The sequence below is a fragment of the Pedobacter antarcticus genome (genome assembly GCF_900112985.1).
Taxonomy (GTDB): Bacteria; Bacteroidota; Bacteroidia; order Sphingobacteriales; family Sphingobacteriaceae; genus Pedobacter; species Pedobacter antarcticus.
Genome location: NZ_FONS01000003.1, coordinates 460,851 through 486,691, shown reverse-complemented (window position 1 = coordinate 486,691; position 25,841 = coordinate 460,851). Strand labels below are relative to the sequence as shown.

22 protein-coding genes are annotated in these 25,841 nt (G+C 41.0%); 11 read left to right on the top strand and 11 right to left on the bottom strand.

The window, feature by feature from the left end:
- Positions 1–94 precede the first annotated feature (94 nt).
- Together rpsA and BM192_RS09690 are read right to left on the bottom strand one after the other, a co-directional pair.
- Positions 95–2,029 (bottom strand): 30S ribosomal protein S1, encoded by a 1,935-nt coding sequence (gene rpsA / locus BM192_RS09695; RefSeq protein WP_074590238.1) that lies wholly within the window; start codon positions 2,027–2,029, stop codon positions 95–97.
- 130 nt (positions 2,030–2,159) lie between these two features.
- Complete coding sequence (locus BM192_RS09690; RefSeq protein ID WP_051759923.1) at positions 2,160–3,050, bottom strand: helix-turn-helix transcriptional regulator; 891 nt, start codon at positions 3,048–3,050, stop codon at positions 2,160–2,162.
- A 62-nt stretch (positions 3,051–3,112) separates the two neighbouring features.
- On the opposite strand from BM192_RS09690, the gene BM192_RS09685 reads away from it, so the two are divergent.
- Positions 3,113–6,163, top strand: coding sequence for a SusC/RagA family TonB-linked outer membrane protein (locus tag BM192_RS09685; RefSeq protein ID WP_037441439.1), 3,051 nt, complete (start codon positions 3,113–3,115; stop codon positions 6,161–6,163).
- 4 nt (positions 6,164–6,167) lie between these two features.
- On the top strand, positions 6,168–7,673 hold the full coding sequence (locus BM192_RS09680; RefSeq protein ID WP_074963967.1) for a SusD/RagB family nutrient-binding outer membrane lipoprotein: 1,506 nt from the start codon (positions 6,168–6,170) through the stop codon (positions 7,671–7,673).
- Between the two features lie 54 nt (positions 7,674–7,727).
- On the opposite strand, the gene cmk is transcribed toward BM192_RS09680, so the two are convergent.
- Positions 7,728–8,426 carry a (d)CMP kinase gene (gene cmk, locus BM192_RS09675; RefSeq protein ID WP_037441437.1) on the bottom strand — a complete coding sequence of 233 codons (699 nt, stop codon included), beginning with the start codon at positions 8,424–8,426 and terminating at the stop codon, positions 7,728–7,730.
- A 27-nt stretch (positions 8,427–8,453) separates the two neighbouring features.
- On the opposite strand from cmk, the gene BM192_RS09670 reads away from it, so the two are divergent.
- Positions 8,454–8,867: a peptide chain release factor-like protein gene (locus BM192_RS09670; protein WP_037441435.1), complete on the top strand. Its 414-nt coding sequence runs from the start codon at positions 8,454–8,456 to the stop codon at positions 8,865–8,867.
- A gap of 2 nt (positions 8,868–8,869) precedes the next feature.
- Here BM192_RS09670 and BM192_RS09665 read toward each other — a convergent pair whose 3' ends face one another.
- Both BM192_RS09665 and lon read right to left on the bottom strand, forming a co-directional pair.
- A complete protein-coding gene (locus BM192_RS09665; protein ID WP_037441433.1) occupies positions 8,870–9,823 on the bottom strand; it encodes a lipid A deacylase LpxR family protein in 954 nt (317 codons plus the stop codon).
- A gap of 55 nt (positions 9,824–9,878) precedes the next feature.
- Positions 9,879–12,350: an endopeptidase La gene (gene lon / locus BM192_RS09660; protein WP_037441432.1), complete on the bottom strand. Its 2,472-nt coding sequence runs from the start codon at positions 12,348–12,350 to the stop codon at positions 9,879–9,881.
- 274 nt (positions 12,351–12,624) lie between these two features.
- Between lon and BM192_RS09655 the strand changes: the two genes are divergently transcribed.
- The gene (locus BM192_RS09655) at positions 12,625–13,251 is read left to right on the top strand and encodes a tetratricopeptide repeat protein (protein WP_037441431.1); all 627 of its coding nucleotides are present in this window, start codon (positions 12,625–12,627) and stop codon (positions 13,249–13,251) included.
- Positions 13,252–13,342: 91 nt separating this feature from the next.
- Here the strand turns inward: BM192_RS09655 and BM192_RS09650 are convergent, their stop codons facing one another.
- Entirely contained in the window at positions 13,343–13,882 is a 540-nt protein-coding gene (locus BM192_RS09650; protein WP_037442512.1) for a hypothetical protein, read from the bottom strand.
- Positions 13,882–15,402 (bottom strand): 2,3-bisphosphoglycerate-independent phosphoglycerate mutase, encoded by a 1,521-nt coding sequence (gpmI, locus tag BM192_RS09645; RefSeq protein ID WP_037442511.1) that lies wholly within the window; start codon positions 15,400–15,402, stop codon positions 13,882–13,884. The genes BM192_RS09650 and gpmI overlap by 1 nt, the downstream gene beginning before the upstream one ends.
- 136 nt (positions 15,403–15,538) lie before the next feature.
- Here gpmI and BM192_RS09640 point away from each other — a divergent pair, with 136 nt between their 5' ends.
- From BM192_RS09640 to BM192_RS09625, 4 genes are read left to right on the top strand one after another with little or no spacing between them, the layout of a single operon-like run.
- Positions 15,539–15,934, top strand: a complete 396-nt coding sequence (locus BM192_RS09640; RefSeq protein ID WP_037442509.1) for a DUF4783 domain-containing protein — start codon at positions 15,539–15,541, stop codon at positions 15,932–15,934.
- A 48-nt stretch (positions 15,935–15,982) separates the two neighbouring features.
- A complete protein-coding gene (gene nadC / locus BM192_RS09635) occupies positions 15,983–16,825 on the top strand; it encodes a carboxylating nicotinate-nucleotide diphosphorylase (RefSeq protein WP_037442507.1) in 843 nt (280 codons plus the stop codon).
- A gap of 3 nt (positions 16,826–16,828) precedes the next feature.
- Positions 16,829–17,482, top strand: a complete 654-nt coding sequence (plsY, locus tag BM192_RS09630) for a glycerol-3-phosphate 1-O-acyltransferase PlsY (RefSeq protein WP_037442505.1) — start codon at positions 16,829–16,831, stop codon at positions 17,480–17,482.
- Between the two features lie 43 nt (positions 17,483–17,525).
- Complete coding sequence (locus BM192_RS09625) at positions 17,526–18,353, top strand: M48 family metallopeptidase (protein ID WP_037442503.1); 828 nt, start codon at positions 17,526–17,528, stop codon at positions 18,351–18,353.
- A gap of 37 nt (positions 18,354–18,390) precedes the next feature.
- Here the strand turns inward: BM192_RS09625 and BM192_RS09620 are convergent, their stop codons facing one another.
- The 4 genes from BM192_RS09620 to BM192_RS09605 form a co-directional block, all read right to left on the bottom strand.
- Positions 18,391–19,662 (bottom strand): anthranilate synthase component I family protein, encoded by a 1,272-nt coding sequence (locus BM192_RS09620; protein ID WP_037442501.1) that lies wholly within the window; start codon positions 19,660–19,662, stop codon positions 18,391–18,393.
- A 70-nt stretch (positions 19,663–19,732) separates the two neighbouring features.
- A complete protein-coding gene (locus tag BM192_RS09615; protein WP_074590258.1) occupies positions 19,733–21,010 on the bottom strand; it encodes an adenylosuccinate synthase in 1,278 nt (425 codons plus the stop codon).
- 39 nt (positions 21,011–21,049) lie between these two features.
- Positions 21,050–21,541, bottom strand: a complete 492-nt coding sequence (locus BM192_RS09610; RefSeq protein WP_037442778.1) for a Fur family transcriptional regulator — start codon at positions 21,539–21,541, stop codon at positions 21,050–21,052.
- Positions 21,542–21,604: 63 nt separating this feature from the next.
- On the bottom strand, positions 21,605–23,812 hold the full coding sequence (locus tag BM192_RS09605; protein WP_074963966.1) for a RelA/SpoT family protein: 2,208 nt from the start codon (positions 23,810–23,812) through the stop codon (positions 21,605–21,607).
- A 110-nt stretch (positions 23,813–23,922) separates the two neighbouring features.
- Between BM192_RS09605 and BM192_RS09600 the strand changes: the two genes are divergently transcribed.
- Genes BM192_RS09600 through bshB1 form a run of 3 tightly spaced genes read left to right on the top strand, consistent with a single transcriptional unit; the run spans position 23,923 to position 25,811 of the window.
- Positions 23,923–24,549, top strand: a complete 627-nt coding sequence (locus BM192_RS09600; RefSeq protein WP_037442776.1) for a DUF4294 domain-containing protein — start codon at positions 23,923–23,925, stop codon at positions 24,547–24,549.
- A 3-nt stretch (positions 24,550–24,552) separates the two neighbouring features.
- On the top strand, positions 24,553–25,050 hold the full coding sequence (locus BM192_RS09595) for a glutathione peroxidase (RefSeq protein ID WP_037442774.1): 498 nt from the start codon (positions 24,553–24,555) through the stop codon (positions 25,048–25,050).
- 41 nt (positions 25,051–25,091) lie between these two features.
- The gene (gene bshB1, locus BM192_RS09590) at positions 25,092–25,811 is read left to right on the top strand and encodes a bacillithiol biosynthesis deacetylase BshB1 (RefSeq protein WP_037442773.1); all 720 of its coding nucleotides are present in this window, start codon (positions 25,092–25,094) and stop codon (positions 25,809–25,811) included.
- Positions 25,812–25,841 lie beyond the last annotated feature (30 nt).

The following is a 25,841-nucleotide window of genomic DNA, read 5'->3' as shown; positions in this document are numbered from 1 at the left end:
TATTCAAGACATCCGGCATAATTCGATATAAAATCAGAAGCAAAAAAAAAGCATCCCCTGCGGGATGCTTTTTGTATATAAAGCTTTTAAAAGATTATTTTCCTTTGTTTTTGCTTTCTTCGCCTTCCATTTGCTCTTTTAATTGAGCTAATACGCCAAGATCACCAAGGGTTGATTTCTCAACTGAATCTTTAACTTTTTTAACTGCATTGCTGGATGCTTTAGCTTCTTTTTTCTTAGATGCTCTTTCTTCAGCGGCAACTTCAGCTTTAGCCTCTTCCCAGATACGGGCATGAGAAACAACGATACGTTTAGCATCTTTGTTAAACTCGATGATTTTGAAATCATTAGTTTCTTCAGCTTTGATAGTAGTACCATCTTCTTTGGCCATATGTTTTGTTGGTACGAAACCTTCAACACCATAAGGTAAAGCAATAACAGCACCTTTATCAGTTACTTTAACAACAGTTCCCTGGTGGATTGAATCTAACGTGAAGATAGTTTCAAAAGTATCCCAAGGGTTTTCTTCTAATTGTTTGTGTCCTAAGCTCAGTTTGCGGCTATCAACATCTAATTCAAGAACAACTACGTCTAATGTATCACCAACTTTAGTGAATTCGTTAGGGTGGTTAACTTTTTTAGACCATGAAAGATCAGAGATATGGATTAAACCATCAATACCTTCTTCAATTTCCACGAATACACCGAAGTTAGTCATGTTTTTAACTACAGCAGTATGTTTGCTTCCGATAGGATATCTTTCAGCAACATTTTGCCAAGGATCCTGAGTTAATTGCTTAATACCTAAGCTCATTTTGCGTTCATCGCGGTCTAAAGTTAATACTTCAGCTTCGATTTCATCGCTAACTTTAAGGAATTCTTGTGGACTGCGTAAGTTTTGAGACCAAGACATTTCTGAAACGTGAATTAAACCTTCAACGCCAGGAATGATTTCAAGGAATGCACCGTAATCAGCTACAGTAACGATTTTACCTTTAACTTTAGATCCAACAACAAGGTTAGTATCTAAACTTTCCCAAGGATGTGGAGTCAATTGTTTCAAGCCTAAAGCAATACGTTTTTTCTCGTCATCAAAGTCAAGAACAACTACATTGATTTTTTCGTCTAAGCTTAATACTTCTTTTGGATGCTCTATGCGGCCCCAAGAAATATCAGTGATGTGTAGTAAACCGTCAACGCCACCTAAATCGATGAATACACCGAAGTCTGTAATGTTTTTAACAGTTCCTTCAAGTACCTGTCCTTTTTCAAGTTTAGATACGATCTCAACTTTTTGACTTTCTAAATCGTCTTCAATTAAGATTTTGTGTGATACTACAACGTTTTTGAATTCATGGTTAATTTTAACAACTTTGAATTCCATAGTTTTACCTACGTAAACATCGTAATCGCGGATCGGCTTGATGTCGATCTGAGAACCAGGTAAGAAAGCTTCAACACCCATGATGTCAACGATAAGACCACCTTTAGTACGGCTTTTAACAAATCCGTTGATGATTCTGTCATTGTCAAGGGCTTCGTTGATAGATTCCCAAGATCTCTGAGTTTTAGCTCTTTTACGAGATAAAATCAATTGACCATTTGCGTCTTCCGGAGCTTCAACAAATACATCAACTGTGTCGCCGATTTTCAAATCAGGAGTATCACGGAACTCAGAAGTAGATACTAAACCGTCAGATTTAAATCCTACGTTTAATACTACGTCTTTATTGTTGATTGAAACAACAATACCGCTAATGATTTCACCTTGGTTGATTTGATTGAAAGTATCGGTATACATCTCTTCAAACTTTTTACGGTCTTCGTCAGAGTAATTTCCGAAAGCTTTGTCGTCAGCATCCCAGTCAAAGTCTTGATCTGGAGTTGCCAGTGATGATTTGATCTCTTCGATCGACATAGAATCTGCTTCAGATTCTACAGTTTCTCTTTCAGTCAGACGAGCGTCTGCACCTTGTAATTCGGCTTTTTTAGCCAATAATTCTTTTTCTGCTACTTGTTTTTTTGCCATTAATCATTTAATCTCCTTTTCCCTATTAGGGACAGCAAAGATAGAAATTAATATTTTTAATAAAAGAATAATTTAATAAATGTTGTTGATTTAGAACATTTTGTGAGTATTCAGGACCGTATTGTTCAGCTTATAAAAGAATTAGCAGAAATTCGGGATCAAAAAATATCCAGAGGAATTTAAGTCTGGCTGGTAAATAACCAAAGTACTTCTTAAATGCACTGCTGAAATGTGTAGCATGTTTATAGCCCATTTTCTGGGCAACTTCAGCCACGTTTGTACCACCTTTTAGTAAGATAGATCTGGCCTCTTCCATTTTGTGCTGGTTCAGGTAGCCATATACTGTGGTTCCGAATACCAGTTTGAAGTTCTTTTTGAGATTATATTCATTCGTGCCGACCATATGTGCGAGTGTGCGCAGAGAATACTGACTTTCCCCTTGGCTGAGTAAAATCTCCCTTGCGTTCTCCATTTTGGCCCTTTCGGCAGAATGCAGCACTGCATTGATCCCTTTTTTCAGGTAACTATCGGCCAGGGACCATTGTAAAGCCAGCAATTCGACCACTTTTGATTCTATATACAGATCTCCTCCAAAACCCTTATGATCAGAATTTTCAATTGCGTGCAGTACTGCATTTATTTCCGGGTTGAGGTGGAGATTGATTGCTGAAAAACGTCTTGGAAATCCCGACTTTCTGAAAAACTGTTGAAAAGCATCCAGGTCATCCGGGAGGTACCTGGTAATAAAATCCATATTCAGGCTAATGCAGATAACCATTGCGGTCTCTTCCGGGTTAGGATTAGAAAGGATATAATCCGAGTTAAGATGGAAAAGATTGTGCTGTCTGGATTTTAGACTTACCTGAAGATCAAATCCCAGTAAAGGTTCTAAGCAAAGGCAGCCCTGTGTTACAAACAGCATTTTAAGGCCCGCGTCCAGGGTAACCGGCATACTGTCAAGTTCATAAACTGCGTACTCAAATTCTCCTTTTACCGTCAGTTGTTCTCCTTCTTCCGTCATTGGCTACTGATATATTTGCAGCGAATTTATAACTATTAAGACTATTTCCAAATAAATACCTTATGAATAAAACTTTTACACTATTTATTATTTGTATTTGCCTAGGTTTTCAGACGCTCGCACAGCAAAGAAAACTTACGGGAACAATTAAAGACAGAAGTGATGGCATGCCGCTTCCCGGTGCTACTATACTTAATTTAAGCACTAAAGAAACAGGGATAGCCAGTTCGACGGGCGGTTATACGCTTAGTGCGAACAGTGGAGATAAACTGCAGATCAGTTATACCGGTTACCGGACTGCTATTATTACACTTTCGGCAAACCAGCAGGACCTGCACGTTAATCTCGACTCAGATGTAAGTGAACTTTCGGAAGTAGTAATTACTTCCGCATTGGGGATTAAGAGACAAGCGCGGGAAATGGGAAGCTCGGCCCAATTGGTGAGTTCCTCCGAACTGAATCAAGGTAAGACAGTAAACCCGCTTGCCGGGCTTGCCAGTAAAGTTGCCGGCTTGAGAATTAACATGAATGATGCTACGAGTGGTAAAACAGAACCCCTTATTCAAATACGTTTACGCGGGTCGAGATCATTTAATGACGCTAAAAACAATCCAATTTATGTAGTAGATGGAGTTCCTGTACCAGACATAGGCAGATTAAATCCAAATGATATTGAAAGCATTACCGTGTTAAAAGGGGCTAATGCAGCTGCTTTATACGGATCAGAAGGTGTCAATGGTGCACTGATGATTACGACAAAGAAAGGCGCAGCCGGCCCGGGAACAATAAACTTTTCAAACAGTACGCTATTTTCCAAGGCCTTTCTGCTTCCGCCTGCCCAGAATAAATTCGGCCAGGGCCAGAATGGAGTATATTCCCCGACTCAATATGAATCATGGGGCCCGGCATTTGACGGAACTATGAAAGATTTGGGCTTGCCTTTACCAGACGGAAGTCAGCCGCAGGCATTTTATGGGGCTCCCTCAAAAGATAACCGGATGGATATGTTTAATACAGGAAGCACTATTCAGAATGATTTATCATTTTCAGGAGGAGACGATAAGTCTACCTATTTCTTATCTATGCAGCGGGTAGATATCAACGGAGTTATTCCAGGAGATAAGAGCTCAAGAACAGGCGCAAGATTTAATGGAACCCGAAAATTTGGGAAACTGAATACCTCATATAATTTTAATTATATTTTCAGTAAAAGAAATACAACACCCGATGGACCATGGTATAACCTATATATACAACCTGCCAATCTGGACGTCGCTGGTTTGAGAAACTGGAAAGACGAGAACAGCGCAGCGCACCCTTTAAATTATTATACCGATGCAACAGGGGCAAAGAACCCTTTCTTTCTAATGGATAATAACCGGAATATGTCCGACCTGCAAACCATCAATGGAAAGATCGAGCTGGATTATGAATTCACTCCTTGGTTTAGCGCCGTATATAGAGCCGGCCTTTACAGTACTGCAGATGAAACCAGAACGACCACGAATAAACTAGCATCTTCATCCGGGAACAGAAATGTAAACGGGTCTGTATATGATGGGAGCAATAACTTCCGCAGATTCAATAACGACCTCATGCTGAACTTTAAAAAACAGTTCGGTAAATTCAGTACACGCCTGTTGCTCGGACAGAATGTAAGAATGGATAATACCAAAGTCACAGAAATTGGTAGTACTAACTTATTGTTGCCCGATCTGTTTAATCCCGGAAGCCGTACCGGTGAGTTGGGCGGATTAGCAAGAATAGTGAAATACCGTTCCTTGGGGAGCTATGGAGAATTCACAGCAGGTTATAACAACTATCTTTTCCTGACGGTAACCGGTAGAAATGATATGGTTTCTGTGCTGAGTAAAGAAAATCAATCCTATTTTTATCCAGGAGTAAGCTCTTCCTTCGTTTTCACAGATGCAATTCCAGCGTTAAAAGGTAAGTCATTCCTTTCTTTTGGTAAGGTGTTCGCATCCTTTAACAAGACTGGAAACGTAACATTGGATCCTTATACCTTAAACAATGCCTATAGCCAGACTAACGGTTTCCCTTTCGGGTCGCTGGTCGGTTATACCCCGGGCTTGATTAACCCAAATCCGAATATCAAACCCGAATTTGTTAAATCATTTGAAGCCGGCCTTCAGTTAGGATTCTTTGATAATCGCTTAAACGTAGAGGCGGCATATGTCTATTCAGATTCTGATGGACAGATATTCGAAGCGTTAACATCGAGTGCGACCGGATATAATAATACTATCGTCAATTCAGGCAGATTAACCAACTCTATTATTGAATTAAGTCTGAATGGTGACATTGTTCGTAATAAAGATTTCAGATGGAATATGGGCTTTAACTTTACTTATATCAATAATAAAGTCAAAACTCTTTTTGCTGGATTAGATGAGTTTAGAATGTTTAGGCAATCCTATGCTGTTATCGGGCAATCTTACCCATTGCTGAGAGTAAGTGATTATGCTAAATACGACGGTCAAGTGATCGTCAATAAAGATGGAAATACAACTACAGTAGCCGACAATACAGATCTTGGCACTATGGTTCCACCTTATCAGATGGGCTTGAGTACAAGACTTGATTATAAAGGATTTAGCGTTTCGGCTCAATTTGACTCCCGTTTAGGCGGCTGGTTATATTCTGAGGTTGTACCCCGTATGTATACAGCAGGAACACATCCAGCGACGATCGCTTATGACAGACAGCCATTTATTTTTCCGAATTCGGTAATTAATACCGGGACGGCAAAAGATCCCATTTATGTGAAAAATACATCCGTGTATTCCAAGGGTGACAAAGCTTTCTGGGATGCACAGGGGAAAGTTCAGCGGAATACAGCTGCTAAATCTGACTTCCTGAAATTACGTGAATTAAATATCAATTACACTTTACCGGCAAGTCTGTTGAAAGGACAGAAGGTAATTAAGCAGGCAAGCATAGGTGTTGTAGGTACAAACCTGTTTATTATCAGACATAAAGATAATAAGTTCGGAGATCCGGAATCTCTTTACAACCAGACAGACGGTTACCTGAGTTTCCGTCAGATACCGCCAGTACGCACATTTGGATTCCAGTTGAACGTAACACTATAAAAATATGAAGATCTTACAATATACTATACTAACCGCAGGACTGCTCAGTCTGGGTTCCTGCAAGAAATTTCTGGATGTTAATGATAACCCTAATTCACCCGTTTCTGAAAATTTAACACTGAGTGCTAAATTGCCGGCGGCATTAATCAGCACCGTTAATCAGGAAACAGGACAAATAAACCAGCTTACTGCTCTTTGGGGCGGTTATTGGGGTACTACAAGTGAAGGAACCAATCTGTTTTTTAAGGAGAAAACCTATAATGGAGTTGCTATTCGCGGAACACGTGACGGCATTCAGATTTGGGAAGGCAGTTATAATACCTTATTATATTACGAACTCATTAAAAAACAAGCTATTCAGGAAAATGCACTTTATTATAGCGGTATAGCTAAAATCATGCAGGGCTGGCATTTTATGCGCTTGGTAGACCTTTATAATAATGTACCTTTTGAGGAAGCATTACAAGGCACGCAGTTTATCACACCAACTTACGAGTCCGGTAAATCAGTTTATGAGAAATCTATACAGTTAATTACCGATGGTATTCAAGATATCAAAGCTGCTTCACCAGCTGGTACTCCGGCACAGGCAGATGTTATATTTGCCGGTAACAAAACACTTTGGACAAAATTTGCCAATACCATTAAATTAAGAGGGTTATTGCGTCAGTCAGAAGCCAACAACGAAGCTTACATTAAAACTGAGATTGAGCGAATCGTGCAAGAAGGAAGTGGATTTCTAAATGCAGGAGAGAGCGCACTGGCCAGACCTGGTTATCTGAATACCAATGGAAAGATGAATCCATTCTGGGAAAGTAATTATCGGAATGCAGGCGGGCAGACCACTAACCATTTAAGTATCCGTCCTACAGTTTATGTGATTAATAAATACGAGTCGTTAAATGATCCGAGACTGGATAAAATTTATGTGCCTGTAAAAGGCGCTTACAAAGGTGTTTTATTTGGAAATCCGCAAGTAGAAGATCAATATAATGCGTCAAATACCTCTGCATTTCGTGGCCCGGTAGAAAATGATAATAAGCCGGCAGGATTATTTAAAAGCTTCGATCAGCCCTCGGTGTTGCTTAGCTCTTTTGAAAGTCTTTTCCTTCAGGCAGAAGCTGCACAGCGCGGTTGGATCGGGGGAAGCAGCCAGACTTATTACCAGGCTGCTATACAGGAATCGATGAAGTATCTGACGGTTACGCAGCCCGAGATCAACACTTATCTGCAGCAAACCAGTGTAACTTTAACCTCAGCAGCAAATCCGGTCCAACGGATTATCGAACAAAAATGGCTGGCTTTGAATAGTATTAGCAGTATGGAGGCATGGAGTGATTTCCGCAGGACAGGATTTCCCGATATTCCGAACAGTCTTCAGGCACCATCATCAGATGCAAGACCATTACGCCTGATGTATCCGGAGTCAGAAAGGCAAACCAATGGAGCGCAGGCCGATAAACAAGGTAATGACGATATTATTACTGCCAAAGTATGGTGGAACCCATAAATAGCAGATATTAAAAGAAAAGGGCCAAATTCACTGGCCCTTTTCTTTTAAACATTAATTCTTATCCGGATTTACCGGTGGTATGGCCGCTTTTACTTTATCGAGTGCAAAGTTGAGCTGCTCTTGCGGCGTAATTTTTGTGTTGTCGAGTATAATAGCATCATCTGCGCGTACCAGGGGACTTTCCGTTCTTGTGGTGTCAGCATAATCGCGGTGCGCAATATTTTCAAATACATTTTCCAGGGAAGTCGTTGTATCTCCTTTAGATTGTAATTCTCTAAACCTGCGTTCAGCACGTACCTTTGGGTCGGCGGTCATGAAAAACTTGATTTGTGCGTCAGGAAATACGGTGGTACCGATATCTCTTCCGTCCATAACAATGTTTTTAGACTTGCCCATACGCTGCTGCTGTCTGACCATTTCCCGGCGAACCAGTTTTTGGGCAGAAACTTCACTGACATTTTCCGAAACAGGCATTTGTCTGATTTCCTCCGATACCTCTTCACCGTTCAGTGTGATATGAGATTCATAATCGCGCGCATGAAAATTCAGTTCGATATGCTGCAGTGCATCCGCGACGGCAAGCTCATCCGCACAACTGATCTGGTTTCTAATAAAATAGAGCGTAACAGCACGATACATAGCACCGCTGTCAATATATATAAAACCAAGCTTTTTGGCGAGTGCTTTTGCTAAAGTGCTCTTGCCGCATGAAGAATAGCCATCTATGGCTACCACAAGATTTTTTCTCATATGGTTCAAAGTTAGTATTTTTGACAAATGATACCTGATAAAGAAAGCATATTCAATGCGGTTAAAGTAAAAACTTCCCGAAGCGGTGGGAAAGGGGGGCAGCATGTAAATAAGGTGTCTAGTAAGGTGGAGCTTATTCTCCATCTCGAAAGTGCAGATTTCCTAACCACAGAAGAGAAATCCTTACTGCGTGAAAGACTGGCTTTCAGAATAGACCAGGAAGATCAGTTACATGTTATCTGTCAGGAAGACCGCAGTCAGCTGCAGAATAAAGAGCGGGCGGCAGAAAAGCTAATTTCCTTAATTATTTCTGGCTTACATGTCAGTAAAATACGTAAGCCGACAAAAATACCGCGTGGTGTAGTACTTAAGCGCCGGAGTGATAAGAAAAATCTCTCTGCCAGGAAAGAAACCCGTAAAAGGCCACCGGTGCATGATTAGTATTAGTTAAACCTGTAGGCAAGGCTGATTGTGCCAAACTGGTGGGCAGCAGCACTACTTTTAACCTCTTTAGTTTTAAATGTCATACTGTAATCTGCACTAAAGCGCTGAGAGCTATAGTTAATGCCCAATAATTGACTGAATACAATCGGTTTTGCACCAAAAGTAACCGGGCTGCTATTATTGAACATACTTCCCTGTATGGTGGCATCATAAGCTACGACATTAATTTGCGGCCTGGCATAGAAGAAGATTTCATGTTTAACCAAAGCCTTAGTTTTAGGCTGGTTACCAATCACTGCATTGCTGTATGCAGCGTTAAAAAGCTGGTTAATTTTTCCTGTCCGGATAAGAAGTCCTGCTCCTGCACCACTGAAAGTTGTCCCCAGATTGGCGTAGCTGTCCAGTGACAAATCCACTGCGTCTTCCGCGAACCTGGTTAAGAGGCGTGTGTATTGCGCAGATAAATTTATGGCCAGTTCATTTCTGATTTGCTGATCCCAGCCACCGGTTTCATAGAACCCAAAAGTTTTATGGAGCAATTTCTGACCAGCTTCTGCTAAAGAGTTTTTTCCCGTTGTTCCTACCTGTACTTTCGTTTTCAGTATACTCTCATTGCTGTATAAAAGTTGTAAACCGGCTTCTGCAAAAAGATATCCTGCAAATGGACGATCCTGCTTTGCCGGATCAGGGGCGTAACCCGAATAAGGGTTAAACATCTGTTGTCCGAGTGTGAAAGAATAAATCTTTTTCTCCAAACCTTCTTTCAGCTGCTGCTGATCAGGAGCATGTCTGAAATTCAGAAAAAGGCCATTCGTATAATAACGGTCAGATCCCTGTCCGAGGTAAGAATCATTATCACTGTTAAAGCCCAGTTCATTCTTAAAATTTTGTGCTTGAGCAGAGCAGCCCAAAAGGATCAGAAAGAAGAACGATAAGTATCTGTAATATTTCATGTGAATTCAAAAAAAAAGCCCCGGTTTACCGGGGCTCTAATTTATATCTTTAAAATCAGATTGTGTCCGATTTAGTATTTATTGTCAGATTCTGAGGATTTTTAACCTGATCTTTCATTAAAGCCAGTTCAACTACTTCTCTCATTTCCGTAACGTAGTGGAAATTCAGGTCTTTGATATAACTTTCTTTAATTTCCAGAATATCCTTACGATTCGATTTGCAAAGAATAATTTCTTTGATATTTGCACGCTTCGCCGCAAGGATTTTTTCCTTGATACCGCCAACTGGCAATACTTTCCCGCGAAGGGTAATCTCACCAGTCATTGCCAGGTTAGATTTAACTTTACGTTGTGTAAATGCAGACGTTAGTGCAGTTAACATCGTAATCCCGGCAGACGGACCATCTTTCGGTGTAGCACCGGCAGGAACGTGAACATGAACATCCCACTTATCAAATAATTCGAAAGCAATTCCGAATTGATCCGCATGGGCACGAAGATAGGCAAGGGCAATTACTGCAGATTCTTTCATGACATCACCAAGATTACCTGTCAGTGTCAGTTTTCCTTTTCCCGGGCTCAGACTAGCTTCGATAAAAAGAATATCTCCACCAACCTGTGTCCAGGCTAAACCTGTTACGACACCGGCAACTTCATTTCCTTCGTAAAGGTCCTTATCGTAGATCGGGGCACCAAGAATACGCTCCACATCGGCGTTTGTTAATGCCGGTTCGTAAGGTTCTTCCATAGCGATTTTGGTCGCGATTCCACGGACCAGTGAGCCTATTTTTTTCTCCAGGCCACGTACACCAGATTCACGTGTATAATCCTCGATAACCTTTTCAATCAGTGCAGAACGTAAGGTGATATCTTTCGTTTTGATACCGTGCTGTTCCTTTTGTTTAGGGAGCAGATATTTTTTTGCGATTTCGATTTTTTCTTCTATCGTATAGCCATTCACTTCAATAATCTCCATCCTGTCCAGTAAAGCTGGCTGAATAGTACTTAGTGAATTGGCTGTTGCAATAAATAAAACATTCGACAGATCGTAATCAGCTTCCACATAATGGTCGTTGAAGGCGCTGTTTTGTTCCGGATCCAGTACTTCCAGCAGGGCAGAAGAAGGGTCACCCCTGAAATCAGACCCAACTTTATCAATTTCGTCCAATACAAAAACCGGATTAGCAGCACCAGCTTTTTTAATAGACTGAATAATTCTGCCGGGCATTGCACCAATATATGTCTTCCGGTGTCCTCGTATTTCGGCTTCATCCCTGATACCACCAAGCGCCATACGAACATATTTACGGTTCAAAGCTTTGGCAATAGACTTACCCAGAGATGTTTTACCAACTCCCGGAGGGCCTACCAGACAAAGTATAGGCGCTTTCATATCTTTTTTCAGTTTAAGAACAGCCAGGTATTCAATAATACGCTGTTTAACTTTCTCCAGTCCGAAATGATCCTTATCCAGCACACGCTGCGCACGCTTAAGATCAAAATTATCTTTAGTGAAATCACCCCATGGCAGATCCAGCAGTAATTCCAGGTAATTCATCTGAATAGAATAATCCGGCGCAGCAGGATTCATACGGCCCAGTTTCTCCAGCTCTTTGTTGAAGTGACCCTTAACCTCTACCGACCATTTTTTCTTTTTAGCTCTGGTTTCCAGCGCTTCATATTCCAGGTCAGAAGAATTTCCACCCAGTTCTTCCTGGATAGTTTTTAGTTGCTGATTTAAGAAATAATCACGTTGTTGTTTATCCAGATCTGTCCGGACCTTATGCTGAATCTGGTTTTTTAATTCCAGCATCTGCAGTTCCAGAGTGAGTAATTCCATGACCATCAGCGCACGCTCTCTCAGATTATCCATCTGGAGCATTTTCTGTTTGTCTTTAACATCTGCATTCATATTAGAAGAGATGAAATTGATTAGAAAAGAAGTGCTTTCGATGTTTTTAAGTGCCATTGCTGCTTCGCTAGGAATATTAGGCGAGAGCTGGATTATCTGCGAGGACATTTCACGGATAGACGCAACAAGAGCTTTAAACTCTTTGTCTTTCTTGAATTTAACCTCATCAAATTTACTGATGGTTACTTTAATATATGGGTCAGACTGAATTTCTTCAATCAGACGGAAGCGCTGTTTTCCCTGGATAATGACAGTTGTGTTACCATCGGGCATCTGCAGCATTTTTATAATATGGGCAACCGTACCGACCTTATTTAACTGATCAAATGTAGGATCCTCAATAGACACATCTGTCTGGGAGACAACACCAATGATCTTATCCCCTTTATAAGCTTCTTTAATAAGCTTGATAGACTTATCCCTTCCGACGGTGATTGGAATGACAACGCCTGGAAATAAAACTGTATTCCGCAGTGGAAGTATAGCTAAAATCTCGGGCGTATCTTCGTTATTCATCTCATCTTCATCCTGTTGGGACATTAGCGGGAAAAATTCAGTGTCTTCATTTATGATAGGTAGTGCATTGCCAAAATCAAATTGATCTTTTATACTCATTAATAGGCCTTTCTAAAGTAAAAAAACGACATTCTGACAGTATGCCGTTTATGAAAATTGTAATTCTATATGATAGCTTATAATTTCAACTGTTGTGCCAAAGCCTGAATTAATTCAATTGCCTGTTAAAAAGTCAGCTTGTTTAATTTAAATTGCTTTGGTTATCATAATATCTTGTTTTTGACGTTAAACAGAGTGATGTAAATAAAACACCCGGATTTTAGTATCAAATTACAACGATTTTATATCTTTATTTTTTTATAATTAACCATTGATGAATAACATTAAAAAAGCACTTGTCATATTGTTCGTATTATCAGCCTATTCAGGATACGCCCAGAGCGGTGGATATGATAAATTAGGTATGCAGGCTATGATGAAAGGTGATTACAAAGGAGCAGTTGCACAATTAGAAAAAGCTGATGCCAAAACACCAAGTAGTCCAAGCGTGTTAAAGATGTTGGGCTATTCGTACTTTCAGTGCGGTGATTTTGAAAATTCAATAGAGACTTACAGCAGGCTAATTACTATTAAGCCGGCAGATTACTCTGCTTATTACTATCGTGGTAAAGCCAGACAAAATGTAGCTAATGATCCGAAAGAATCGCTCAATCAGATGCGGGAGAACTTCTATCAGTCTGCAATTAAAGATTTCACGAAAGCAATTGAGATTAACGGCGAAGAAGATACACAGTTGCTGCAGAACAGAGGCTTAGCTTATAAAGATTATGCGATCTATAAATCTTATAAGATTAAAAAGAAAGTAGAGAAGGAAGCTTGCGTAGCCCTGTTTAACAACTCTATTGCAGATTTTCAGAAAGTATTAACTGTGCAGCCTTTACGTAAAGACATTATCTCATTGATTGATTATGTAAAAGCTCAGATTTCAAGCCTTAAATAAGCGTAGCTTATTTAACGAATACAGCTAACAAAAAAGAGCCATTTCCGATCGGAAATGGCTCTTTTTTGTTTATCAAACATCATATTATTTTTTATTTCTGCGGGAAAAGACCGCGCATCAGGTAGTTCTTCTGATCCATCAGCCGTATTTTCTGAGATTTACTAATCTGGTATAACTCACCTGGCTTGTAGACCAAAGTGTCGGCAGAGTCATATAAAGAATTATTGGTGTGGAGAATAATATTGATTTCATCGATGGTATTACCCGATTTGTGAAGATTTACTTTTCTGACAGGGATTTTCTCACTTTTTGTCGTGTATGACTCCAGGCTGTCGGTCACAGTATGTGTAAATTCACCCTTCCAGGCTGGTTTGTTAATATCTGCATCAATAAATATACTCAGCTCTTTTGACCAGTCTGCAATCTGCAGTTTTTTTTCTTCCTGACTGCCATTCAGTACGACGGTTTTGCTGATCAGCGGATTTTGCTGCTGAAGTTTTGACGCTTCAGCAGTAAAATAACCTTTCAGATCAAAATAAGATTTATCTGCATTAGTTTTTCCGGGCTCCCGGTTATTGCAGGCCGAAGCCATCATCAGTAAGCCTAACGGAATTTTTAAAATAAATTTCATTAAATCAGTGAATTTCCAGTCATTATTTCCGGTTTTTCAAGACCCATTATTTTGAGGATAGTAGGGGCTATGTCACCGAGTTTACCATCGGCAATAGTTTGGTATTCCGTTCCGACAAGAATACAAGGCACAAGGTTAGTAGTATGAGCAGTGTTGACAGAACCGTCTTTGTTAACCATGAACTCCGAATTACCATGGTCAGCCAGGATGATAAAAGCATATCCGTTTTCCAGGCCTTTTTTAACTACGGTCTCTGCACAATGATCTGCAGTTTCCACCGCTTTGACTACCGCATCGAAAACACCCGTATGACCAACCATGTCCGGATTAGCAAAGTTCAGACATATAAAATCTGCCCAGCCACTTTCCATTTCCTTTACGATAGCCTCAGTAATTCCTGCAGCACTCATTTCGGGCTGAAGGTCATACGTTGCTACCTTTGGCGAAGGAATCATAATTCTTTTCTCATTCTCAAATTTCAGCTCTCTGCCACCTGAAAAGAAGAAGGTAACATGCGGATATTTTTCGGTCTCCGCAATACGGATCTGGTTTTTATGATTACGCTCAAGAACCTCTCCGAGAGTATTGGTTAAATCATCTTTGGTGAAAATTACTTTAACATCTTTAAAGTTCTCATCATATGTGGTCATCGTCACATAGTATAATGGAAGTTTATGCATGTTAAACTCAGGATAATCATTCTGGGTTAAAGCTGCGGTAATTTCACGGCCACGGTCAGTTCTATAATTGAAACAGATCACCACATCATCCGGCTGGATTACAGCTACCGGTTTATTGTCAGCACCCGTAACAGCGATTGGATTAATAAATTCATCTGTGATACCGTCAGCATAAGATTTTTCTATAGCAGCAATAGGGTCGCTGGTCTGTTCGCCGGTCGCATGTGTAAGCAGATTATAAGCCTGACTTACCCTTTCCCAGCGTGAATCTCTGTCCATTGCATAGTATCTTCCAATTAAACTTGCCAGTTTACCGGTTGATCCGGCGAGATGACTTTGAAGATCTTTGACGAAACCCAGACCTGAATTAGGGTCTGTATCACGGCCGTCCAGAAACGCATGTACAAACACATTACTTAAGCCAGCTTCACCTGCAGCATCACATAAGCCTTTAAGATGATTAATATGGGCATGCACTCCACCATCAGACAAAAGTCCGATAAAATGAACTGGTTTATTGTTGTTTTTAGCATAGGCGAAAGCTGCTGTCAGCGTTGGGTTGGTCTTAATTGAGCCATCGCTAATTGCTTTGTTGATCCGTCCGAGTTCCTGATATACTACACGTCCGGCGCCGAGGTTCATATGCCCGACTTCTGAATTTCCCATTTGTCCTGCCGGAAGGCCAACAGCTTCACCGGAAGCCTCCAGTTTAGAGTTCGGATATTGTTTGAGCAAAGAATCAAAAAATGGGGTGTTTGCAGCGTATGCTGCGTCTGAATTATCTTGTTTTCCATAACCCCAGCCGTCCAGGATCAGGAGCATTACTTTTTTATTGTTCATTTTATATAGAATTGAGTTCCGGCGAATTGTTAACCTAACAAATATAACCTTAATGCGGTTTGGTCGATAATCTATTTCTTATTTATGTGATGCAAATGGCATAATTTGTGTTCCGATAAATTGTTATCTTTAATCTATGATTAGATCCTTTTTTCCGGTATTGATTTTATTGACACATTTCTTCGATCCTGAGTTATTTCAGGGGGATATTGTCGATAATATTGCGCAGCTTTTCAAATCAGCAAATGCCAAAGAAATCAGTAAAAACTTCGCGCCTGCTGTGGAACTGTCTGTAAATGATAATGAAGACTCTTATTCCAAAGCTCAGGCGGAGCAGATCCTCCGTGATTTTTTTGTCAAGAGTCCGCCCGTCAGCTCGACTGTTGTACACTTGATTAATACGAACCCAAATTACCGTTTTGGTGTGTTGTCGCTGGCCACCAGAGGGGGCAAGTACCGGGTGGCAGTGACGCTCAAAAAGACAGGTAACACTTTTTTTATCACTGAATTAAGAATCGAACCCGATAAATAGTGTCACTAATTTACGTAAAAATGCTATTTTTGATCTAAAATACTTGATTTGGATACGGAATTAATACACCAATTTATTAAAAATGCTATCGCTGAGGACCTCGGTGATGGCGACCATACTTCACGCTCTACTATTCCAGAAGGGGCAACCGGAAAAGCTAAACTATTGATTAAAGAACCAGGTGTCCTTGCAGGAGTTACACTTGCGTTGGAGATTTTTGCCGAAGTAGATAAAAACCTTCAGGTTGAAATCCTGATGAAAGATGGTGATGAAGTAAAATACGGGGATATTGCATTTACCGTATCCGGTAGCAGCCGTTCCATACTACTTGCAGAAAGACTTGTACTTAACTGTATGCAGCGTATGAGTGGTATAGCCACTAAGACCAGAGACACAGTTGAATTACTGAAAGGAACTTCTACTCAGCTCCTTGATACCCGTAAAACTACACCAGGGCTACGCTATCTTGAAAAGTGGGCTGTCCGTATTGGCGGAGGAGTTAATCACAGAACCGGTCTATATGATATGATACTTATTAAAGACAATCATGTCGATTATGCAGGCGGAATATCGAAAGCAATTGTGGCAGCTAATAACTATCTGACGCAGACTGGTAAAGAGCTGGAAATAGAAATAGAAGTCAGAAATCTGGATGAATTACAGCAGGTTCTGGACCAGGGAATGGTTAACAGGATTATGCTGGATAACTTCAGCTTTGCAGATTTACGTAAGGCAGTTAACACGATTAATGGCAGGTATATTACAGAGGCATCCGGTGGAATTACACCGGAGACCATAGCTGATTATGCGGCATGCGGTGTAGATTATATCTCTATGGGAGCTTTAACCCATTCCGTGAAAAGTCTGGACATGAGTTTAAAAGCCTTTTAAGGTATGATATCCATTTATTCAATATCAGCAGTCATTCTTGCCTATTTGTGTGGCTCTATACCTACAGCGGTATGGCTCGGTCAGGCTTTTTATGGAATAGACGTGCGGGAATATGGCAGTGGAAATGCGGGTGCGACCAATACATTTCGTGTATTAGGTACAAAAGCAGGCCTGGCTGTTATGATCATTGATATCGCTAAAGGCTTTACAGCTACCAAACTGGCTTACTTTATTGGAATGTCTGTTACCGGGCCCCATAACTCTTCACAATTTGTAAATTATGAACTGGCACTGGGGGTTACTGCGGTTATGGGACATCTATTTCCTGTTTTTGCCGGTTTTCGCGGAGGTAAAGGTGTAGCGACGCTATTGGGGATGATTCTGGCAGTCAATTTTCCGGCAGCAATGCTGTGTGTGTTGGTTTTTGTAGTCACTTTACTACTTACCAAATATGTGTCACTGAGCTCTATTTGTGCAGGCTTTACATTTCCCCTCGGAATCATATTCGTCTTACATTCAACCATAAAATCAGAGGTGCTTTACAGTATGGTCGTTTGTATTCTGGTTCTGGTTACCCATCAGAAGAATTTGGAACGCCTTTTGAAAGGCAAGGAATCAAAGGTGTATCTTTTCAAAAAGAAAACATCCGCAACGTAAAATTGTTCTTGCTTTAAACCAGACTCCAATTAATCATAAACCAATGAAACATACCATACTTACAGGAGCAGCAGCCGTTCTCATGCTAACTTCTTCCTGTTCCACGGTTCCGCTTTCGGGCAGATCCAGAATTAGCTTTGTAAACGAGAGCGAAATGCAGACTGCTGCCGCACAGAGTTACAGTACGCTGCTGAAAAGCCCTGAAACCAAAATATTAAATAATGCAGATGCGCAGCGTGTCAAGATCATCGGGCAGAAGATTGCTACTGCAGTAACGCAGTATATGAATGCTAATGGTTATGCTTCACAGATTCAGGGTTTCAAATGGGAATTTAATCTTATTGACAGTAAAGAAGTGAATGCCTGGTGTATGCCGGGAGGAAAAGTTGCCGTCTATTCAGGAATTCTTCCAGTAACTAAAGATGATGCTGGACTGGCAACAGTAATGGGACATGAGATCGCACATGCTATAGCACAGCACTCTTCAGAAAGAGCGTCTAAAGCTGCAGTAGCTGAAGGTGTTGGTGGCTTATTAGGTGCTGCTACAGGAAATAAATCTGCTATTACACAAAATGTGATCAGCCAGGTATACGGTATCGGTGCACAAGGATTCTACCTGTTACCGAACTCCAGGACACAAGAGCTGGAAGCAGATCATCTGGGTTTAATCTTTATGTCTATGGCAGGTTATAATCCGAGTAATGCGGTAAGTTTCTGGCAAAGGATGGCTGCTGTCAGCAGCGGATCACAGAAACCACCTGAATTCTTAAGTACTCACCCTGCAGATGCAACAAGGATCGCACAGATTCAGAAAGATCTGCCGGAAGCAATGAAATATTTCAAGTCCACATCCGGAAAACCCGTAAAATAAAACAAAAAGAGCTGCCCATGGCAGCTCTTTTTGTTTATTAATCTTTCAACTGCTCAGGCTGAAGGGTATCTACTATCGCTGAAGCTTTCAAAATACATTCTTCATATTCAGCTGCTGCCGAAGATGCATAGGTAATTGCGCCGCCCACCTGGAAAGATAGATATTGCTCGTCAGCAGCATAAAATATACTCCTGATCAGTACATTAAAGTCAAAATCATCATTAGGGTCAAGGTATCCGATAGCGCCGGAATATGCGCCCCTTTTACTGAGTTCAATTTCTTCAATCAACTGCATTGCCCTGATCTTGGGAGCACCTGTCATTGACCCCATAGGGAAAGTATGACGGATGGCGTCAACCGGGTCAGCAGACGGATCCAGCTGACAGCTTACCGTAGAGATCATCTGGTGAACCTGCGGGAAAGAATAAATACCAAATAATTCTTCCACTTGCACAGAGCCTGGTACAGCACAACGTGTCAGATCATTTCTAACCAGATCAACGATCATTACATTTTCTGCCTGTTCCTTCAGATCATTGCGCAGTGCTGTTTTTAAAGCCTCATCGCTTTTATGGTCGCCGCTTCTTTTTGCTGTCCCTTTAATTGGTTGCGAGAATACTTTTGAGCCCCGTTTACAGAGGTATCGTTCCGGGCTGGCCGATAAGATATATTTTGCTCCACTTTTAAAATAAGCAGAAAAAGGAGTAGGGGACAAGCTGTTGAGCCGGTAATATAAAGCTAATGGATCCAGCAGTGCCGCTTCCGCATAAAATTCCTGACAGAAATTTACTTCATAGATATCGCCCCTTAAAATATGGTCACGCAGTTCTTCTACTTTACCGAGGTAAGTATTTCTGTCCATTCTGCTTTTAATTTCCATAGCAGGTCTGAGAGCGGGAGTTACTGGCAAAAGAGTAGCCTCAATAAGCATAACAAGGCTTTCGGGACCTTCCAGGATCTCTACCTGTCCGTTTTTGATGGCGATGAGGTATTCAGGTTCAAAAAAATAGAGATCGGGGAACCCGAGATGGTCAGTGTGGGCAGAATTAAGTTGTTCCGTTTCATTTTTCAAGTCATAACCAAGCAATCCAAACAGCCAGCTATTTCTTTCTTTGCGGAAACTTTTCAGGGCGTCGAATGCAGTTCCGGCATTTATAGCCAGTTCACGTCGTTTGCCGGCCGCAAGCAGGAAGTCATAGCGGGAATACTGGTCAGGATAGGTATTAGAGTCAAAACAGCAACAGACTTCAAACGCAGCTGCCCATTGCAACGCTTTTGCTTTAAAGTCTATCAGATTTGTTATTTCCATGGAGATGATCCGGAATTATACAGGAATAAAAAAGGCGGCACCAGGCCGCCTTTTATGCTTTTATTGAATACTAGTGTAAGATGATAGTCTGAACCCTGTCAGGACCAACAGACAGATATTTTACCGGAACTTCTAATTCTTTTTCCAGGTAAGTAATGTAATCCATTAATTTTTCAGGAATCTCACTAATCTCAGTGATTTTTGTGATATCAGTTTTCCAGCCTTCAATTGCTTTCAGAACAGGAGTTGGTTTAATAGAGATGATATCATATGGCATGTAATCAATTTTCTCACCATTGTGCTCGTAATGTGTACAAACATAAATTGTGTCAAACTCATTCATTACATCTGCTTTGGTCATTACCATTTCAGTAACACCATTCAGCATGATTGCATATTTTAAAGCTGGAAGGTCAATCCACCCACAACGTCTTGAACGTCCTGTAGTTGCGCCAAATTCATGGCCAACCTGACGCAGGGTTTCACCTGTCTCATTATCCAGTTCGGTAGGGAATGGCCCGCTGCCGACACGAGTACAATAAGCTTTGAAGATCCCTACAACGCTGCCAATTTTGTTAGGAGCAATACCTAAACCTGTGCAGGCACCTGCAGTAGTTGTATTTGAAGAAGTTACAAACGGATAAGAACCGAAATCAATATCCAGTAACGTACCTTGTGCACCTTCAGCTAATACTTTTTTACCTTCTTTCAGATAGCCATTTACGAAATGCTCGCTGTCTACATGTGGAATAGTTTTCAGGAATTCGATCGCTTCAAAGAAAGCTGCTTCTTTTTCCGTCAGATCATATTCGAAGTTATAATGTGAAAGCAGTTCTTTATGCTTATTCGCCAGTTTAGTATAACGTTCTTTAAAGTCAGGAAGTGTAGTATCGCCTACACGCAGGCCGTTACGACCTGTTTTGTCCATATAAGTAGGGCCAATACCTTTTAAAGTAGAACCAATTTTATCCTTTCCCATTTTCTGCTCGTTAGCAGCATCCAGTAACTGGTGGGTAGGTAAAATCAAATGTGCTTTACGCGCAATAACCAGTCTGCCGTTAGCCACAGGATCATGACCAGAAGTTTTCAGGTTATCTAATTCTCTTTTTAAAATGATCGGATCAATTACAACACCATTACCGATTAAATTCATGGTTTTCTCGTTGAAAATACCAGAAGGAATGGTATTTAAAACAAACTTTTTGCCATCAAACTCTAAGGTGTGCCCGGCATTCGGTCCGCCTTGGAAACGAGCTATCAAATCATATTGCGGACCTAATACGTCAACAATTTTTCCTTTGCCTTCATCGCCCCATTGCAGGCCAAGAAGCACGTCTACTTGCGTCATTATTTTAATTTAAGAAAAGATTATAATTGTGTTTGTTCTTTACGTTAGTTGGGTTTGCTTATCCTCCTGTTGTTTCTTTGTCGCTTTAGCGGAACAATCGAAACAGCTTCCATACATATTCAGGGAATGATGCTTGATGTCAAATTTCAACAGGTCACCAATCATAGATTGAATCTGATGAATGCGGGGGTCGCAAAATTCAACCACCTTGCCGCAATCAATACAAATCACATGGTCATGCTGATGATAACCATAGGATTTCTCGAATTGAGCCATGTTTTTACCAAACTGATGTTTAGTAACCAGGTCACAGGAAACCAGTAATTCCAAGGTATTGTACACGGTAGCACGGCTAACCCTGTACTTCTGATTTTTCATATGGATGTAGAGGGTTTCTACGTCAAAATGATCATCACGGGAATAAATCTCTTCGAGAATAGCAAAACGCTCAGGCGTTTTCCTCAGACTTTTATTTTCGAGATAGGCTTCAAATATTTTTCTGACCAACTCGCTGTTATGGTTTGTAGACATAGTTTTTAAACTCCAATCAAAGGTATCAATTTTTAAACATAACCGAATGATAAATTCGAAACTTTAAGCGTCGAATCGGGTCACGCCAGTCACACCTTTTACTTCTAACAGGTTTTTTATCAGGTTATCCAGGTGTTCTTTGTCGTTTACAAAGATCTTGATCGACCCGTCAAAAATACCATTATCGGTGTCCACAGTGATTGAACGCATATTTACTTTAAAATCATTCGATATAACTTTTGTAATATTATTTATAAGACCGACATCATCGATCCCAATAATATGCAGACCGGTCAGGAATGTCAGTTCCTGCTGTTTGTTCCATTTCGCTTTTACAATCCTATATCCATAGTTGGCCATCAGCTGTGCAGCATTCGGGCAATTGGTCCTGTGAATCTTAATTCCTTCGCTTACGGTGACAAAACCAAATACGTCGTCACCCGGAATTGGGTTACAGCAGGCGGCAAGGGCGTAATCAATTTTCTGCAGATCTTCGCCGATCAGTAAAATGTACGATTCAGGCCCTTTAACCTTGTTTAGTAAAGCTTCGATTTGTTGCCCGTCGGTTCTTTCTGCACCTCTGTTTTCAATCTCCTTCTCGCTGGCTACATATTCTTTCAGGTCCTTCAGTTCGATCTTACCCTGCGCCACCGCAATAAACAGCTCCTGGGTCGAAGCCAGTTTAAAGAAATAACTTATTTTGTTCAGGTTGTCTGTATTATAAGTGATTTTCAGCGATTTAAGCTTGCGTTCCAGTGTTTCTTTACCTTCCTCTGCAATTTTTCTCTTTTCTTCTTTCAGCGAGGATTTGATCTTGGATTTTGCCTTCGCCGTAACCACAATATTCAACCAGTCTTCCTTTGGAGTTTGCTTGCCGGAAGTGATGATCTCTACCTGATCTCCGTTCTGCAATTTATAAGAAAGCGGCACCAGCTTGTGGTTTACTTTAGCACCTATACATTTTGCGCCGACATCTGTGTGAATTTCAAATGCAAAATCCAGTGCGGTTGCGCCGAGCGGAAGCTGAATCAAAGCACCTTTAGGCGTAAAGATGAAGATCTCATCAGAGAACAGGTTCATTTTAAAATCATCCAGAAAATCCAGTGCATTGGCCTCTGGATTACTCAGCATTTCCCTTACTTTCATGATCCACTGATCCAGACCATTGTCATTGGTAGACTCTTTATATTTCCAATGTGCGGCGAATCCTTTCTCTGCAATCTCATTCATCCGCTGCGTACGGATCTGGACTTCTACCCACTGCCCCTTAGGCCCCATAACAGTCGTATGCAATGATTCGTACCCATTTCCCTTAGGAGAGGAAACCCAGTCTCTCAAGCGGTCCGGATTGGGGCGGTAAAGGTCTGTCACAATAGAATATGCCTTCCAGCAGTCTGCTTTTTCATTTTCAGGTGAACTGTCCAGAATAATTCTGACAGCAAAAAGATCATAAACCTCTTCAAAAGGTATATTTTTCTTTTTCATCTTATTCCAGATGGAATGTATAGACTTTGGCCTGCCATAGATATCAGCCAGCAGGCCCTGCTCCGCAAGTATTTCATTGATTGGCTCAACGAACCTCTTTACGAAAAGTGTACGTTCTGCTTTTTTCTCGTTAAGTTTTGTGGCAATAAATTTATAAGTATCCGGTTCCAGGTACTTCATGGACAAATCTTCAAGCTCCGATTTAATCGCATACAGCCCCAGGCGGTGAGCCAGTGGTGCGTACAGATAAATGGTTTCGGAAGCGATTTTTAACTGCTTATGCCTTGGCATGAAATCCATTGTCCGCATATTATGCAGCCGGTCTGCCAGTTTAATCAGAATAACGCGGACGTCATCTGCCAGCGTGAGCAGCATTTTTCTGAAATTTTCAGCCTGAAGAGAACTATTGTAGTCAAAAACGCCCGCTATTTTGGTTAAACCGTCAATAATCCTGGCCGTTTTTTTACCAAACTCTCTTTCTATATCTTCTAGTGTAATATCAGTATCCTCTACGACATCGTGCAACAGGGCACAAACGATAGATGTAGTACCCAGTCCGATTTCCTCAGCAGCGATTTGTGCAACTGCAATTGGATGATAGATATAAGGTTCGCCAGATTTACGGCGCATGTCTTTATGGCTTTCAAGCGCCATGTCGAAAGCTTTGCGGATCTCCTTCTTATCACCTTTTTGCATGGTTGGCTTACAGGCACGCAAGAGGGCACGGTATCGCTTCAGGATTTCTTGCTTTTCTGCTTCTAAATCAATTACTAAGGTGTTCTTCATTTGTATTATTTTCGTAATAATTATAGCTTGTTAGACGTTTAAGGCTATATTAGGTTTAATGGTAAACCTAATGTATTAAATTTGCTTTAGATTTGCGGGAGTATAAATTTATGAAATTTTACAGGTCTTTTATTCTGTTATTTGTCATTATTGCCGTTCAGGGCGCTAGGGCACAGGAAAATTCCGCTCCTGCGAAGTTCCCTTTATTGGGCAGAAATGATACTATCAGAGTAGCTTCCACCAATGATCAGGGTGAAATGATACCTTGGATACCATTACATGAGATCGTTATCTATGGAGTACGGGTGTTTAAGACACCACAAGACCGCGCAGCTTATAATCGCTTGCGGTACAATGTACTCAAGGTAATGCCTTATGCACTTTTTGCCAAACGCAGATATGAAAAGCTCGAAAGAGACCTGGCTGTTACTACAGATCGTAGAGAACAGAAGAAACTGGTTAAAGAATGCGATGCAGAGATTAAAAAGATGTTCAAAACAGAAATTAAAGAACTGACTATTACGCAGGGCCAGATTTTAACCAAATTAATTGACCGTGAGGTCGGCAGGACAACGTTCGAGATCGTAAAAGAAACACAGGGAGGTGTAAAAGCCTTTATATACCAGTCGGTGGCAAGGGTGGTTGGACATAATTTAAAAAGCACTTATAATCCAGAAGAAGAACGGGATATCGAATCCATCATTCACTCTTCGGGTTACTACCATCAGTATCAGTAAAGCATGACAGATAATCTTCAGAGTATACATCAGTTTAACGCCAAATTAATTAACGGACAGGATCAACAACTGGCCGACTACCAGGGTAAAGTTTTATTGATTGTAAATATCGCTTCCGGATGCGGGTTTGCACCACAACTTAAAGAACTTCAGGAGTTAAAAGAAAGTCTAAACGGTGAGGAGTTCGAGGTATTGGGTTTTCCTTCCAACGATTTTGGCGGACAGGAGCCATTGGAAGGGGAGGCTATAAACGAATTCTGTGAAGTTAATTACGGCGTTAAATTTCCTGTTTTTAATAAAATGCGGATCCGTGGAGAACATGCACATCCCCTCTATAAATTTTTAAGTGATAAAGACCTTAACGGCAAAATCAAATCCACTCCCCGCTGGAACTTTCATAAATATCTGGTCAACAAGGACGGAGAGGTTGTAGATTATTTCTACCCCTTTACCAAACCCATGTCGTCCAAAGTCAGAAAAAAAATACAACGTCTGCTCTGAATTTGCTTCATACCAAATCAACCAGATAAATATATACACACATGAAATTAGATATACTAGTCTTGGCAGTCCATCCCGATGATGCGGAATTAGGCTGTTCAGGAACGATAATGAGACATATTGCCGAAGGAAAGAAAGTTGGCATTGTAGATTTCACGCGAGGTGAGCTGGGTACCCGTGGAACTGCAGAGACAAGAGATCAGGAAGCTGCAGATTCAGCAAAAATATTAGGACTGCATGCGAGGGAAAATCTCCGTTTTCGTGACGGTTTCTTTCAGAATGACGAAGCCCATCAGCTCGAAGTCGTTAAAATGATTCGCAAGTACCAGCCAGAAATAGTATTGAGCAATGCACTGCATGACCGCCACCCCGATCATGGCCGGGCCGGAGACCTTTCTGAAACGAGTTGTTTCCTTTCCGGATTGCCCAAAGTAGAGACCAGTTTAGATGGTATTGTTCAGGAAGCCTGGAGACCGAGACTGGTTTTTCAGTATATTCAGGACAGGTATATTAAACCAGATATCATTGTTGATATCACCCCATATATGGAAGCTAAAATTAAATCCATACAGGCCTTTAAGACCCAGTTTTTCAATGCCGAGGTGGCGGGCGGGCCGGCTACCTATATTTCATCTCCTGAATTTTTCGAGTCTGTTATAGGAAGGGCGAGAGAGTTTGGAAAAGCCATTGGTACAACCTATGGAGAAGGATTTACATCCCGTAAATTACTGGGTACAGATAACCTCTTCCAGCTCCGGTAGGGAACAAAAAAGCCAATCTGCTGTTTATTC

Excerpts from the sequence above, each read along its gene's own strand:
- BM192_RS09655 (WP_037441431.1), top strand. The coding sequence starts at position 12,625 with ATGAATAACATTAAAAAAGCACTTGTCATATTGTTCGTATTATCAGCC.
- bshB1 (WP_037442773.1), top strand. The coding sequence starts at position 25,092 with ATGAAATTAGATATACTAGTCTTGGCAGTCCATCCCGATGATGCGGAA.
- BM192_RS09665 (WP_037441433.1), bottom strand. The coding sequence starts at position 9,823 with ATGAAATATTACAGATACTTATCGTTCTTCTTTCTGATCCTTTTGGGC.
- BM192_RS09625 (WP_037442503.1), top strand. The coding sequence starts at position 17,526 with ATGAAACATACCATACTTACAGGAGCAGCAGCCGTTCTCATGCTAACT.
- BM192_RS09615 (WP_074590258.1), bottom strand. The coding sequence starts at position 21,010 with ATGACGCAAGTAGACGTGCTTCTTGGCCTGCAATGGGGCGATGAAGGC.
- BM192_RS09690 (WP_051759923.1), bottom strand. The coding sequence starts at position 3,050 with ATGACGGAAGAAGGAGAACAACTGACGGTAAAAGGAGAATTTGAGTAC.
- BM192_RS09620 (WP_037442501.1), bottom strand. The coding sequence starts at position 19,662 with ATGGAAATAACAAATCTGATAGACTTTAAAGCAAAAGCGTTGCAATGG.
- cmk (WP_037441437.1), bottom strand. The coding sequence starts at position 8,426 with ATGAGAAAAAATCTTGTGGTAGCCATAGATGGCTATTCTTCATGCGGC.
- plsY (WP_037442505.1), top strand. The coding sequence starts at position 16,829 with ATGATATCCATTTATTCAATATCAGCAGTCATTCTTGCCTATTTGTGT.
- BM192_RS09670 (WP_037441435.1), top strand. The coding sequence starts at position 8,454 with ATGATACCTGATAAAGAAAGCATATTCAATGCGGTTAAAGTAAAAACT.
- BM192_RS09605 (WP_074963966.1), bottom strand. The coding sequence starts at position 23,812 with ATGAAGAACACCTTAGTAATTGATTTAGAAGCAGAAAAGCAAGAAATC.
- BM192_RS09610 (WP_037442778.1), bottom strand. The coding sequence starts at position 21,541 with ATGTCTACAAACCATAACAGCGAGTTGGTCAGAAAAATATTTGAAGCC.
- BM192_RS09600 (WP_037442776.1), top strand. The coding sequence starts at position 23,923 with ATGAAATTTTACAGGTCTTTTATTCTGTTATTTGTCATTATTGCCGTT.
- gpmI (WP_037442511.1), bottom strand. The coding sequence starts at position 15,402 with ATGAACAATAAAAAAGTAATGCTCCTGATCCTGGACGGCTGGGGTTAT.
- lon (WP_037441432.1), bottom strand. The coding sequence starts at position 12,350 with ATGAGTATAAAAGATCAATTTGATTTTGGCAATGCACTACCTATCATA.
- BM192_RS09595 (WP_037442774.1), top strand. The coding sequence starts at position 24,553 with ATGACAGATAATCTTCAGAGTATACATCAGTTTAACGCCAAATTAATT.
- BM192_RS09685 (WP_037441439.1), top strand. The coding sequence starts at position 3,113 with ATGAATAAAACTTTTACACTATTTATTATTTGTATTTGCCTAGGTTTT.
- BM192_RS09650 (WP_037442512.1), bottom strand. The coding sequence starts at position 13,882 with ATGAAATTTATTTTAAAAATTCCGTTAGGCTTACTGATGATGGCTTCG.
- BM192_RS09640 (WP_037442509.1), top strand. The coding sequence starts at position 15,539 with ATGATTAGATCCTTTTTTCCGGTATTGATTTTATTGACACATTTCTTC.
- rpsA (WP_074590238.1), bottom strand. The coding sequence starts at position 2,029 with ATGGCAAAAAAACAAGTAGCAGAAAAAGAATTATTGGCTAAAAAAGCC.
- BM192_RS09680 (WP_074963967.1), top strand. The coding sequence starts at position 6,168 with ATGAAGATCTTACAATATACTATACTAACCGCAGGACTGCTCAGTCTG.